This is a genomic window from Corynebacterium spheniscorum (genome assembly GCF_900113445.1).
Lineage (GTDB): Bacteria > Actinomycetota > Actinomycetes > Mycobacteriales > Mycobacteriaceae > Corynebacterium > Corynebacterium spheniscorum.
Window position 1 is genome coordinate 1 of record NZ_FOPJ01000009.1, and the last position, 12999, is coordinate 12999.

Consider the following 12999-nt stretch of genomic DNA (forward strand, 5'->3'; position numbering starts at 1 on the left):
CACTAATCCGGATGGTTCTCAGACTGAGCACACTGTTCCGGTGACGGTTAAGCCGAATACGGATTCCACTGTGACTCCGGCTCCTTCGGTTGATTTGACTGAGGGTAAGGAGATCCCTGCGGATACTTCGATCGGTAAGGTCACCGATAAGGATGATCAGCCGGTCGCCGAGGATAAGGTTGTTGTTGATTCGACGACTGTTCCGGAGGGCACTGAGGTGACCTATAACCCGGAGACCGGTGAGTTGGAGATCACTGGTACCCCGACTACTCCGGGTGATAAGGAAGTTAAGGTCACTGTCACTAATCCGGATGGTTCTCAGACTGAGCACACTGTTCCGGTGACGGTTAAGCCGAATCAGGTGGATGAGACCATCACTGTTACCCCGGGTGAGAACATCACCCTGGAAGAGGGCAAGGAAATCCCCGCCGATTCCAATATTGGTGGCGTGACTGATCCTGAGGGTAAGCCGGTTGCGGCAGACAAGGTCACCATCGACCCGACCACCGTCCCGGATGGCACCACCGTTACCTACAACCCGGAGACCGGCGGGCTGGAAATCTCTGGCACTCCGACCACCCCGGGTGACTTCAACGTCAAGGTCACGGTCCCCGGTGCTGATGGCACCGATGTTGTCACCGAAATTCCGGTGACGGTCACCCCCGCCGCGGACAACACCCCGATTGTGACCCCCGGCAACGCCAACAACCTAGTTGAAGGCACCGAGATCCCGACTGATTCCAACATCGGCAAGATCACGGATCCGGAGGGCAACCTCTACCCGGCCGACAAGGTCGTCGTGGATGACACCACTGTCCCGACTGGCACCGTGGTCACCTATGACCCGACCACCGGTGAGATCACCATCTCCGGTACTCCGGAGACCTCGGGTGATTTCAATGTGAAGGTCACCATCACTGATCCGGACGGCACCACTCACGTGGTTGAAATCCCGGTCAAGGTTGCGCCGAAGGGTGATGACACCCCGGATACCGGTGACAATGCTGTGGTTACCCCGAATGGCGATCTGAACCTCACTGAAGGTGAAAAGATCCCGGCGGACACCTCCATTGGTACGGTCCTGGATCCGGAAGGCAACCCGCTGGATCCGACTGATGTCAGCATCGATTCGAGCACTCTGCCCGACGGCACCGTCGTCGAGTACGATCCGACCACCGGTGAACTGATCATCAGCGGCACTCCGAAGGCTGCTGGCGAATTCACTGTGACCATCACGGTCACTGGTGCTGATGGCACCACCGAGGAATTCACCATCCCGGTGACTGTCAAGGCCAAGCCGGTGATCCCGTCCCCGAGCCCGACTCCGACCCCGGGTGATGGCAGCTCGGATAGCACCCTGCCGGTGCCCACCCCGAAGCCCACTCCGGGAACGGGTAGCTCCGGTGGCATCCTGCCGATCCTGCCCGTCCTGCCGATCCCGGGCGCCGGTAGCTCCGGCGGCCACGTTGCTCCGGCTCCGCAGCCTGGTACTGGTACCGGTCAGGGCACTGGTGAGGGAACTGTGACTGATCCGAATGCCAACGCTGGTGCAAATCAGGGTCAGGGCCAGCACATCCCGAGCAAGGGCATTGATCCGGCTCAGCAGCCGAAGCGCCACGGACCTCTCGCGGTCACCGGTGCGGATGTTGCCAAGACCGGCATTATTGCCTCCATCCTGGCTATGCTTGGCGCCTTTATGCTGGCTGTCTCGAAGCGTCGTCGTCCTGAGGAAGACGAAGCCTAAGAGCTCTAGCTGGCGCTAGGAAGCGCAAAGAAGAAGACCCCGAGTCCACAAACTCGGGGTCTTTTTCATGTCACCGTCGGCAGAGAGAAGCTGTGCCCAGCGACGGAATTTTTATAAAGCTGAGGGAATCAGCACTCGGTAAAGCTGACGGGTAAACCGAGTTGGGTGGCAAGTCCGCCCATGGCGGTTTCTTTGTATTTGGTGAGCATGTCGCGCCCAGTTTCGGCCATGGTGTGCACGACATCGTCGAGGGTGACGCGGTTGGTGCCTTGGCCGAGGATGGCGAGGCGCGCGGCGTTGATGGCTTTGACGGCACCGATGGCGTTGCGTTCGATGCAGGGGATTTGGACAAGTCCGCCGACGGGGTCGCAGGTGAGGCCGAGGTTGTGTTCCAGCGCGATTTCCGCGGCGTTTTCGACCTGGGCGGGGGTGCCACCGAGGACCTCGCAGAGCCCGGCGGCGGCCATAGATGCAGCGGATCCAACCTCGCCTTGGCAGCCGACCTCTGCTCCGGAGATGGAGGCGTTTTCTTTGATGATGACGCCAACTGCTCCGGCGGCAAGCAGGAAGCGGCGGGCGTCGGTAGCGCCGAAGTCGGGACGGAAATCGCGGGCGTAGTGCATGACTGCGGGGATAATGCCGGCTGCACCATTAGTGGGGGCGGTGACCACGCGGCCGCCAGCGGCGTTTTCTTCATTGACAGCGAGTGCGTAGAGGTTGACCCATTCCATGGCACCAAGCCCGCCGCCATGATCGGAGGGGTCGCGGTCACGCAGGCGATGATAAAGATCGGGGGCGCGGCGGGTGACATTGAGCCCACCGGGCAAGATGCCTTCGGTGGCGATGCCTTGGGTGACGCAGCGCCGCATGGTGGACCAGACGCGGTCGAGGTGGGTGTCGATGATGCTGGGGTTGCCGTGTAGAGCGACCTCATTGGCGCGCATAATGCCGGCGAAGGATAGGCCAGTATCGCGGCAGTGCTCGAGGAGCTCTTTGGAGGTGGTGAAGGGGTAGGGGAGATCACCTTCGCGGCCGGTTGCGGTGGGGCCGGCACCTAAGCCTTCGGAGGCGAGTTGGGTGCGTAGATCTTCGCCGCTGAGGATGAAGCCACCGCCGACGGAGAAATAGTCTTGGGGCCCGGCGATGAGTTCGCCTTGGTGATTGAAGGCGCGGCAGATCATGCCATTGGGGTGCTCGGAAAGCGGCTGGTTTTCGAAGATGATGCGGTAGGTCCAGTTGGTGGTGGGGATGGGTCCGCTGGCGGGGATCTCGGCGCCAGGGTGGGGTTCCACACCATCGGGGAGAGAGTCAGGTTCGTAGCCGGCGAGGCCGAGGACGACGGCGCGGTCGGTGCCGTGGCCGCGTCCGGTTGCCGAGAGGGAGCCGCGGAGTTCCACTTCGATGAGGGTGGTCGAGGTGGGGAGGGTGAGTGTGAATTCTTTGGCGGCTCGCATGGGGCCCACGGTGTGTGAGGAGCTGGGGCCGATGCCGATGCTGAAGAGATCGACGACGCTGATCGTCAAGAAAGTGCGCCTTTCCGCGTGTAAGGGGTAGGTGGTGTGCAGGAAAAATGAGGCGTGAGTGCCGTCACTTTTAGGTGGTGGTTCAGGTCACTTTCCCGATCATATCGGTTGAGCGCGGAGAGTGCGGTATTAAGGGAGATAAATTTTTCGCCGCAGTGGGGAGGGGGTGTTTGAGCTGCGGTTATGCTTGTTTTGCGGCGATGGCGAGGGCGAGTTCTTGGCCGGCGCGGTCGATGCGGGCATCGAGGCGGGGGAGGTTCTCATCCATGCAGTCAGTGCGGGTGGCGAAGACACCGGTGGGCATGACTGGTGCGTGGAGGAAGGTGAGCAGGGGGCGTACCGAGTGCTCGAGGACCAACATGTGGCGCATGCTGCCGGCGGTGGCGCCGATGACGGTGGGGCGGTTGCTAAGGCAGCGTTGGTCGAGGAGATCGAAGAAGAGCTTGAAAAGCCCGGAGCAGCCGGCGGAATAGACCGGGGTGCAGGCGATGAGCCCATCGCAGCGGCCAAGGAGCGCTTGGGTTTCTTTGACCTTGGGGCTGCAAAAACCAGGTTCGGTGAGGGTGCGGGCGAGATCGACGGCAAGGTGGCGAAGTTCGACAATTTTTAATTCCGCGATGAACCCGTACTCCGCGAGATGCCGGGCGGTGGCTTGGGCGAGGTTCTCGGCGAGCCGGCCGGTCATGGAAGGGGAGGTCACGCCGGCGCTGAGGACGGCAAGTTCAATGGGGTGGTGGTGGGAATCGGAAATGGTGTCGTTCTTCGTTTCGGTCACGGTAACGGGTCGATGCTTTCTGAAATCCTATGTGTCTTAGCCCTATGTGGGGAGTGTGCTAGGGGTAATCCGCGCTGAACTGCGCTGTACGCAGATTAGTCGAGCTTTCCTGAATCGGGAAGAGGCGGGGGCCACAGAAGGGGCAGTTAGCTATCTACAGGTCTTAGCCTTCTGCGGCGTTAATCTCTACTGCTTCCACCAGGGTTGGTAGATCCCCGCGGGTAATAATCCGGAAGGGCTTTTGGGTGCGTTTGCCATGCTCAGTGAGGATAATGGCGGTGGGGATGCCGCCGCCTTTGGCTTTGGTGGGGGTGGTGAAGTATTCCAGTACCTCGCGCACCGTGGAGTGGCGGTTTAAAAAGCCCACTGTTTCAGAAGTTTCTGCGCATTCCAGTACCTCGCCTACGGTGGCGCCATCAAGGCCGCGGGTGTAATCCTTAGCCACCCAGCGGGCAATGGTGTTGGTGGATAATAAGGCCAGGAATTTGCCTTGGTCATACACCGGGAATTGGGAAATGCCTTTATCGCGGATCAGGTTAAAAGCATCTGCAATGGGTGAGTCCGGGTAGAGGGTGATGACCTCATGATTGCCCAACACACTTAAAGCCAAGGGTGGGTGCGTAATCAGGTCGCGAAGATGAGAGATCTCGCGGACTGCTTCTGGCAGGGGCTCGGCGATGGGGCGAAGATCTTCGCCATAGCTGCCATGGGAGATGCAATTGCGCAGGTCGGCGAATTCATGGAGTAAGCGCGCTTGGCCTTCCGAGATGAGGTGTTTATCTTCGGCGCGGCGCACCAGGTTGCCGAAACCTTCAGAATGCTTGGCCTGGAAATGAGCGCGGAAGTGCTGTTCAATATCATTAAAGGCCGCTAAGAAGGGCACTGCGCGGTTCTCGGTGCTGGTGCGCTTGTTCTTAGCCTCAGTGGCTTTGGCCTTTGTGTCGCTAGCCTGCTCGCTTTTATCCATGGGCCCTAGCCTAATGAATCGGAGTCGGACTGTTTCGCGATCCGCTCTTTTAAGGTGTTGCTGCCATGCGCGCAGCCAGCCAGGAAAATATCGACAAGCTCGCGGGTGGCACCGGGGTCTAGTTTTTGAAGACCCGGTACCGGCGGACGCGACACCGTGATCAACCCAATGATGAAGGTAAGCGGTTGAATTTCTGCGGCGATAAGACCGTGTGGGCGCAGCGCAGCCAAAATCTCGGCGGTTCGTTCAGCGGTGAGATCACGAAGCTGCGCGAGATCCTCAGTGAGTTCACTGAGATCCTCAGGGGCGAAAGCGGGGATCAGCGTGCCTAGGCCTAACTCCAATAGGGAGTTAATGTGGCGATTCCAGATCTCTTCGGCCGCCGCGGAATCAGCGGCTTCTTTCAACTCCGCAAGCGTAGTTTTTTGGTCATTCAGGACGATCTGGAACATGTCCTTGGCGCAGGCTTCGATGAGGCTATCGCGATCCGGGAAGTTCCGGTACAAAGTGGCGATCCCGACACCGGCGCTTTTAGCAATCTCATCGAGAGGAACAGTCGCGTGCGGATACGTCCGATACACCTCGCAAGCGGTCTTGATAATCCTTTCGCGTCTTTCTAGCGCGTCTCTACGCACGGTTCTTCAATGTCCTTCAAGCTGGCTTCCTCAAGCAGAGCCTCATGGGTTACTTGACGAGCGGGGGTTGGGATGTGGGGAAGTGCTGTGGGATGCGGGATTGATATCGCTCATGGTGATCCCGCGCACTAGGTCTCTAATGCAAACTGTCCACCATGTTGACATTGCTGTCAAACGGGTAGATGATGTTCTCTTATCGTAAGTGATAGTTACCTCTCCGTTTGCTTTGGTTGAGTAGCTCGCTAAAGCAAGCGCATGCGGAGCGCCCAACACGAAGCTGTTCCCAATAACTCGCCCATAAATTAAGAAGCAATGAACTCACCAGACGTATCCGATACCTTGTCTCCCACCTCCACAGCAGGAACAGGGTTGAATGGAGTTAGAGCTCCACATGCCCAACCTGATACCAAGCCCGACACGAAGGGTCCTGCCCACATGCAGCTTGACGAGGATCACACACCCGAAACGACACCGCGCGAAGAAGATCAACCGCTCGTGCTAGAGACCCATGGCCTCGACGCTGGCGCTGGGGTGATTGAGGATCTCCACATCGGCCGCGGCTTAAACCAGATCCTCACCGGCCGCGAATCGCATGCCACTACCTTGGCACTGACCCTGGCCGGCCGAATGAAACCCCAAGCCGGGCATGTGGCTATTGGTGGGGAGAACACCCCACGCGGGATCGCCAAGCATGTGGCGCTAGCCGGCGCAACCGAACTTGATGGCCTGGAACGCCTCGTGAAATTAGGTCAGGTAATCCGCGAACAATACGCCTGGGGTAGCCCCTGGTGGCGTAGGGTCCCGCGAGCCGAAGACATTATGGCCACCGAGGTATGGACTAGCTGGGCAGAACCCCTTGGGTTGATGCTGGATCCAACAAATAGGATCGGGGATCTCGATGTGGTGGATCGCCTGCTAGTGCGCGTAGTGCTCGCAGGGATTGCCCGCCCGAATGCACAGCTTCTTTTAGTTGATGACATTGACCAGATCAGGGATATCGACGCCCGGCATGAGGCACTGGTTGCGCTCGCGCGACTGGCCGAAAAGATCCCCACGGTGATTATGAGTGTGAATCACTTCGAGGATGACCCCTTTGATGCGTGCCACCGCGTGCGGCTTATCCGCCGCGAAGATAAGGAAGCAACATCTCCGGAAGTAGCAGTTGAAGATGTAGTTAATGACCAGGTGGAAGGAGGACGTAACTAATGATTGCTGGACTGCATATTGGTGCTGAACTCAAGCGATTTTTTGCCGGCAAACTCCCACCGGTTGCCCTGGTGATGATCGTGCTCCTCCCCCTGATCTTCGGCGGGCTTTTCGTGTGGAGTTATTTCGACCCGATTGGTGGGCTCTCGCGGCTCCCCGTAGCAGTGGTGAACTCCGATGAGGGCGCGGATACCCCAGATGGTTTCCAAAAAGCCGGTGATGAAGTCACCGCATCTTTAATGAAGAATGAGCGCGTCAACTTCATTGAAGCTACGGCCGAAGAAGCCAAAGACGGTGTGGCTGATGGCACTTACTACTTCGCCATTGAGCTTCCTGAAGACTTCACTGAAGCCGCTACCAGCGTGAATAGTGATAACCCGCGTAGTGCGACCATTAATACTGCCTTCAATAACACCAATGGTTTTATTGCCACCATGTTGGGCACCAATGTCACCCGTGAGGTCGTCGATACTGTCGACCGCGAACTCGGGGCAAAGGTTACTGGCCAATTATTGGTGGGCTTTAGCACTATCGGTGAAGGCATGGATGCCGCCGCCGAAGGCTCCGGGAAACTCCATGAAGGCGCTAGTAGCGCCCACGATGGTGCCGCGAAATTAGCTGATGGCGCGAATAAGCTTCATGGTGGTGCCCAAAGTGCCCACGAAGGTGCCGCAAAGCTAGCAGATGGTGCCGCCAAACTCGATGATGGTTTAGGCACCGCACATAATGGTGCCGCGCAATTAGCCCAAGGTTTAGCCGCCCTAGATGCCGCCACGGATCGCCTCGGTGAAGGCGCTGGCCAAGTATCCGGTGGGGTAGACACCCTGGTAGGTGGCGCCAACCAACTCAATAACCAAGTCACCGCAGCGCGTGACCAAGTGGTGGCCCCGCTGGTGAATATTTCTGCGCAACTACGCGCCATTAACCTTCCCCAAACCATTGATCTGGCTAACCAAGCAGATCAGGTGATCGCCCAACTACAGGCGAACCCGCAACAAGATATTCTCAGCAAGCTCGCGCAGCTTTCTGCTGGTGCCGCAGAGATCCACCGTCAACTCAGCGACCCCACAGCGGAGTACCGCTCCGGGGTGGACCGTGCCGCAGCGGCCTCCCAAAAACTCGAACAGGGCCTTTCCACCTTGAAGGATGGCTCCGGGAAGCTGGTAGTGGGTGCCCAAACACTTGCTGATGGCAGCTCTAAACTTGTGGATGGCTCCCAACAGCTTTCCGTTGGTGCCACGCAGCTACGTGATGGGCTAGTCCAACTGGATGCCGGCTCCGGGGAATTGAACTTAAAGATCTCTGAAGGCGCCCAACAAGTACCGCGCTTCCCAGAAAACATTCGCGATGCAGCTGCACGCTCTGCCTCCAGCCCGGTTGAGGAACGCCTGGTTGCCCAGGAGATGACCAAGTTCGGTGTGGGCCTGGCTCCCTTCTTTATCTCACTAGGGCTCTTTATGGGCGGCACTGTGATGTTCATGTTGTTGCATGCCATCCAACGCCGTGCTGTGGATTCCGGGTTGAACCCACTGCGCGTGGCCCTAGCCACCTATATCCCGGCACTGCTGGTTGGTTTCGCGCAAGCCACCGTCATGTGGTTGGTGCTGACCTACCTGATTGGCTTAGCACCGGATCATAAGTTGGGACTGTGGTTCTCCATGCTGGGGATTTCCGCGACCTTTGTGGCCGTTACCCACGGGATTAACGCTTTGGTGGGTGCTGCCGCTGGCCGTGTGGTGTGTTTGATCTTCATGGCCTTGCAATTGGTCTCCTCCGGTGGTCTTTATCCACCGGAAACCCAACCGGCTTTCTTAAGGTGGGTACACACCTGGGATCCCATGACCTTTAGCGTGAATCTCTTGCGCGAAATGATCGTGGGCTCCATGCCGGGGCCTGATCACCGCTTGATTCAAGCCATTATTGTGCTGGCGTTTGTGTGGGCTATTGCGCTGTGCGTGAGCACCTACTCGGCCTGGCGGGATCGCATTGTGAAGGCGAAGGATCTGCACCCAGAACTCGCTCTCTAAAAACCGCCGCCATGCGGGGGTAGCGGCGAGAAGCCGCATGGCAGAATCAGAGGGCATGGACGCAGCTGAACTCCAGGGACTCTTGGTCGCCGCCAAGCACCACTACGACATAGGGTGCCGCGTGGCGGCCATTACTCGTTTCATTCCCCGAGAGTTCATCACCCAGGCCATAGAGCAGCCCGATGATGAGCCGATGCCGCAGCTGCTCGACCACCTACACGGCAGCGTGGATAACACCGTGGAGCTGGCAGCGGATCATCACCTCATTGCCGCACCCATGTGGCATTACCCGCATGGGTGGTTGTTGCTTAGCCGTATCGCGCAGTTGCCGCGCTGGGCAATCGCCGAGTTAGATCATGCCCACACGCTTTCAATTGAGCTACCGCAGCTTATGCGCGAGGCCAATGTGCAACCTGAACGTGGCATCTGGGGATTGGTGAAACGCCTGGTTGATCCCCAAAAAGAACAGCGCGCTGCTTATGCCCAACAGCTGCTGTGGGAGTTTGCCAGCGACCCCGATAGGTATGTGCTCTACCAGCGGGTCGCGGATCGCCTGCCGGAGCTGGAATCAGCTTTAGCTGAAGAAAATCGCTTCGATGGCTTCAACCCGCTTCGCCTGGGGTACCCCTACCGCGATATTGGGGAAGGCATTATTATCCGCACCCTCGGCAAGCACTTGGCCGAGGAAGCAGCCGAGGACCCAGACCTCGAAGAACCTAAAGCCATTGCAGCACCTGAGGACCAAGAACTTGCCTTTCTTGATGTAGAAAAACTTTGGCAGCTGATGCCGGTGCTGCGGCGGGTAGAAAATCATCCGGATTCTCTGCCGAACCTGCGCGCTGAAGCCCAAACTGCTCTTAATGCACTGCGCGGTGAGCGGGCGGAAATTATTTTGCGCCAACTCCCGGTAGAGATGCTCAAAGAAGTCACGGCAGATCGGCTACGAACCCAAGGGCTTGAAACCATTGGGGTGTTTTCAGCCCAAGATGTGTTGGACACTGATGCGCAGCAGCTTGCGCATGTCAATGGCATTGGGGAGAAAACCGCAAGGCGCTTAAGGGCAGCTGCCTACACCATGCGTAATGAAGCGCTTGGCGGTGGTACCCGCGCGCATACTTTGCTGAGTGAGGCACAGAACCAAGCCCACAAAGAGGCAGAGGACTCTTACCCAGGAGGGCCCGAGGCCCCAGATGGCCCGAGTAAAGAAATGCAGCGTGCTTTAGAAGCCGCGCGCACGCAATCGACTAGCCAGATCGCCATTGGTTCCGACCCCACCAAAGCCGCCACTACCTTGGTCGGGGTGTTGGGGCGTTACGCCCCCTATGAGGAAGAAGATGAACCCTACCGCGAGCGCCGCACCCGGCTGATGGATGCCCTCATCCCACTTATCCGCCAGCTACCTCAACTAGGCACCCAAGGTGGGGATAATCCCTTCCACACCCCGGAATGCGCCATTGTGGGGCCCCATGCCAAAAAATATTGCGCGCAACTTGAAGACGATATGCGCTGGGCTATCGCCAACCCGCAGCTTTTAGATCCCACCGCCACCGAAGGTTTTGGGCGTAACCAGGGAAGCATCACCCTGAATTATCAGCTGGGTAAGTGGGAGGACTATCTTGAGCGCCCCGCCTACTACCAGGGCCTATTAGCCAAGCTTTTAAGCCATGAGAACACCCGCGGCTCTGAAGCGCACCTAAGCGAAGAGATCCTCGAAGCGATCCGCAATACTCCGCTGGATCGCAGCCTGCTGCATGATTTAAGCCTGCGCGGCTACCAGTCCTTTGGTGCCCGCTATGGGATTGTGCAGCGCAAAGTCTTAATCGGCGATGAGATGGGCTTAGGTAAAACCATTGAAGCTATCGCCATTGCCGCTCACTTGCATGCCACGAGGTCTCAAGATTTCCGCAGCTTGGTGATTTGCCCGGCCAGTGTGCTGATCAACTGGGCCCGAGAGATCGAGAACTTTAGTTACCTGAAGGTGCACCGCGCCCATGGCCCGGAAAAGGACGCTGCGCTAAAAAGGTGGCGCAAACAGGGCGGGGTGTGCATCTGTACTTTTGAAGGCTCCCGGGTTTTGGAGCTGGGGGAGCCGGACTTAGTGATTGTGGATGAGGCGCACTACATCAAAAACCCGGAGGCCAAGCGCTCCCAAGCTGCCGCTGGGTTTATTAAGACCGCGCAATATGCGGTACTGATGACGGGTACTCCCTTAGAAAACCGCCTGGAAGAATTCAACACCCTCCTGGGGTACCTAAACCCTGAGGTGGTGCCGCAGAACCCCGAGTCCATTACTAGCGATCAATACCGCAGGTTGATTGCACCAGTGTATTTGCGCCGCACCCAACAAGATGTGCTGGATGAACTACCTGCCATGCAATTTAGCCAGGACTTTATTGAGCTTTCTGAAGAAGAAGAGCGCATCTATCGCCACACGGTAGAAGAAGGCAATTGGATGGGGATGCGCCAAGCCTGCCTGGGCATTGGGGCTAGCGGTACCTCTTCTAAGATGACGCGCCTGGTAGAGATCGTGGATTCAGCACGATCTGAAGACCGCAAGGTGGTGGTGTTTAGCTACTTCCTAGGCGCCTTGGAGTTAGCGGCCTATGCGGTTCCAGATGAACTATTGGTGGGCACGATTAGCGGCAAGGTAAGCCCAAAGGATCGCCAAAAAATGGTGGATGAATTAGGCAGTGCACCTGCTGGGGCGGTGCTGCTTTCTCAAATCACCGCCGGGGGAGTGGGGCTTAATATCCAGGCCGCCAGCGTGGTGGTGATCATGGAACCGCAACTTACCCCCAGTAAAGAATCCCAGGCCATTGCTCGCTCCCGGCGGATGGGTCAGCTGCATACCGTGGATGTGCACTACCTGGTGGCGGAAAATACGGTGGATGAGCGCATTATCGAGATCCTGAACACCAAGCGCCAAATTTTTGCCGATTATGCTCAAGACAGCATTATGGCAAGCGCTGATGACGCAGTAGATATTTCTGAGCTTTCCCTTGCCGCGGAAGTAATTGCCAAGGAACGTCAGCGTTTGGGGTATACGAACTCCGGCATGAAAGAAGAAGGCGCGGCGCCCGAAGGTTCTGAAACGGCCTTCGACCCTCTGCCCACCGCGAGCGAGGATCTCGAATAAAGCTCAGCAGGAAAAAACGCGCCGCCAGCGTTGGGCGACGCGTTTTAAAAGGCTGTGGGTGATATTCAGCGGCGAATTAGTCGCGGTATTGTCCGCGCTCGAGGAAGTCGCAGGAAGACATTTTGCCGGAATTATAGCCAGCTAAGAATGCCTGCTCGCGCATATCAGAGGAACCATGGGTCCACTGATCAGGGCGAACATGGCCAGAGGAACGCTCCTGGATATTGTCATCGCCCACGGAACGCACGGTGGCGAGCGCGGTACGCACCTGGTCTTCGGTGATCGGTTCGAGCATGGCGTCGGGGCCGTTATCGGCGTGGTGTGCCCACACCCCGGCATAACAATCCGCCTGAGTTTCGATCTTCACCGCATTAGAATCAGCGCCGGGATCATTGTAGTTGGATAACCCCAGGGTGCCTTCGAGGTTTTGCACATGGTGCCCGAATTCATGGGCCACGATATAAGATTCCGCCAGTGGCGCATCAACGCCACCTAATTGGCGTAATTGCTGGAAGAAAGAGGTATCGAAATAGGCGGTGGAATCCGCGGGGCAATAGAAAGGACCGGTGGCGGATTGTGCCATGCCGCACCCGGTATTAGTGGCGCCATCAAAAACCACCAACCCGGGCGGGGTGTAATCAATGCCAGCCTGTGCGGGCAGTAATTCTTCCCATAAGTTATTCACCGAAATGCCGGTGAATTCCACGCGGCAATCCGCATATTTATTAGCGTCCTCGCCGGTTTGGCAATGATCCAAACCGCCACCTTCTTCACCAGATTGCGCGTTCTGCCCGGGCGGGAGCTGGCCTTGCTCACCTAAAATCCCGCCCAGATCACCAGGGTTTCCGCCCATGAGCAGGAATAACCCCACAATTAAAAGGGTGCCGATGCCACCGCCGGCAGCAACCATGGGGCCGCGGCCACCACCGCCGCGGCGGGCATAATTGCCCTCTTTATGAACATCACCTCTAAAAGTCATAAGCCCA

The 12999-nt window shown here is 57.9% G+C and carries 9 protein-coding genes; 4 read left to right on the plus strand and 5 right to left on the minus strand.

The genetic code is table 11. The annotated features are described in order from the left end of the window. Nucleotides 1–1744: Rib/alpha-like domain-containing protein (locus BMZ01_RS11200; RefSeq protein ID WP_244887598.1), on the plus strand; the 1744-nt coding region annotated here is incomplete at its 5' end. 128 nt (nt 1745–1872) lie between these two features. Here the strand turns inward: BMZ01_RS11200 and BMZ01_RS07435 are convergent. From BMZ01_RS07435 to BMZ01_RS07450, 4 genes are all read right to left on the minus strand, one after another. Next, complete coding sequence (locus tag BMZ01_RS07435) at nt 1873–3267, minus strand: L-serine ammonia-lyase (protein ID WP_092286045.1); 1395 nt, start codon at nt 3265–3267, stop codon at nt 1873–1875. A gap of 181 nt (nt 3268–3448) precedes the next feature. Further along, nucleotides 3449–4042 (minus strand): CE1759 family FMN reductase, encoded by a 594-nt coding sequence (locus BMZ01_RS07440; RefSeq protein WP_092286047.1) that lies wholly within the window; start codon nt 4040–4042, stop codon nt 3449–3451. Nucleotides 4043–4205: 163 nt separating this feature from the next. Further along, nucleotides 4206–5009 (minus strand): CBS domain-containing protein, encoded by an 804-nt coding sequence (locus BMZ01_RS07445; RefSeq protein ID WP_092286049.1) that lies wholly within the window; start codon nt 5007–5009, stop codon nt 4206–4208. A 5-nt stretch (nt 5010–5014) separates the two neighbouring features. Further along, nucleotides 5015–5644, minus strand: a complete 630-nt coding sequence (locus BMZ01_RS07450) for a TetR/AcrR family transcriptional regulator (RefSeq protein WP_092286051.1) — start codon at nt 5642–5644, stop codon at nt 5015–5017. 435 nt (nt 5645–6079) lie between these two features. On the opposite strand from BMZ01_RS07450, the gene BMZ01_RS07455 reads away from it, so the two are divergent. From BMZ01_RS07455 to BMZ01_RS07465, 3 genes are read left to right on the plus strand one after another with little or no spacing between them, the layout of a single operon-like run. After that, nucleotides 6080–6850, plus strand: a complete 771-nt coding sequence (locus tag BMZ01_RS07455; RefSeq protein ID WP_092286053.1) for a hypothetical protein — start codon at nt 6080–6082, stop codon at nt 6848–6850. Continuing rightward, the gene (locus BMZ01_RS07460) at nt 6850–8877 is read left to right on the plus strand and encodes a YhgE/Pip domain-containing protein (RefSeq protein WP_395890461.1); all 2028 of its coding nucleotides are present in this window, start codon (nt 6850–6852) and stop codon (nt 8875–8877) included. Before BMZ01_RS07455 ends, BMZ01_RS07460 begins: the two co-directional genes overlap by 1 nt. A 37-nt stretch (nt 8878–8914) precedes the next feature. Next, complete coding sequence (locus BMZ01_RS07465) at nt 8915–12013, plus strand: SNF2-related protein (RefSeq protein ID WP_092286055.1); 3099 nt, start codon at nt 8915–8917, stop codon at nt 12011–12013. Nucleotides 12014–12089: 76 nt separating this feature from the next. On the opposite strand, the gene ypfJ is transcribed toward BMZ01_RS07465, so the two are convergent. Then, the gene (gene ypfJ / locus BMZ01_RS07470) at nt 12090–12992 is read right to left on the minus strand and encodes a KPN_02809 family neutral zinc metallopeptidase (RefSeq protein WP_092286057.1); all 903 of its coding nucleotides are present in this window, start codon (nt 12990–12992) and stop codon (nt 12090–12092) included. Nucleotides 12993–12999: the final 7 nt, after the last annotated feature.

What these genes read in the sequence shown, in the direction of transcription:
- BMZ01_RS07445 (WP_092286049.1), bottom strand. Translation starts at nt 5,009, where the DNA reads ATGGATAAAAGCGAGCAGGCTAGCGACACAAAGGCCAAAGCCACTGAG.
- BMZ01_RS07455 (WP_092286053.1), top strand. Translation starts at nt 6,080, where the DNA reads ATGCAGCTTGACGAGGATCACACACCCGAAACGACACCGCGCGAAGAA.
- BMZ01_RS07460 (WP_395890461.1), top strand. Translation starts at nt 6,850, where the DNA reads ATGATTGCTGGACTGCATATTGGTGCTGAACTCAAGCGATTTTTTGCC.
- BMZ01_RS07465 (WP_092286055.1), top strand. Translation starts at nt 8,915, where the DNA reads ATGGCAGAATCAGAGGGCATGGACGCAGCTGAACTCCAGGGACTCTTG.
- ypfJ (WP_092286057.1), bottom strand. Translation starts at nt 12,992, where the DNA reads ATGACTTTTAGAGGTGATGTTCATAAAGAGGGCAATTATGCCCGCCGC.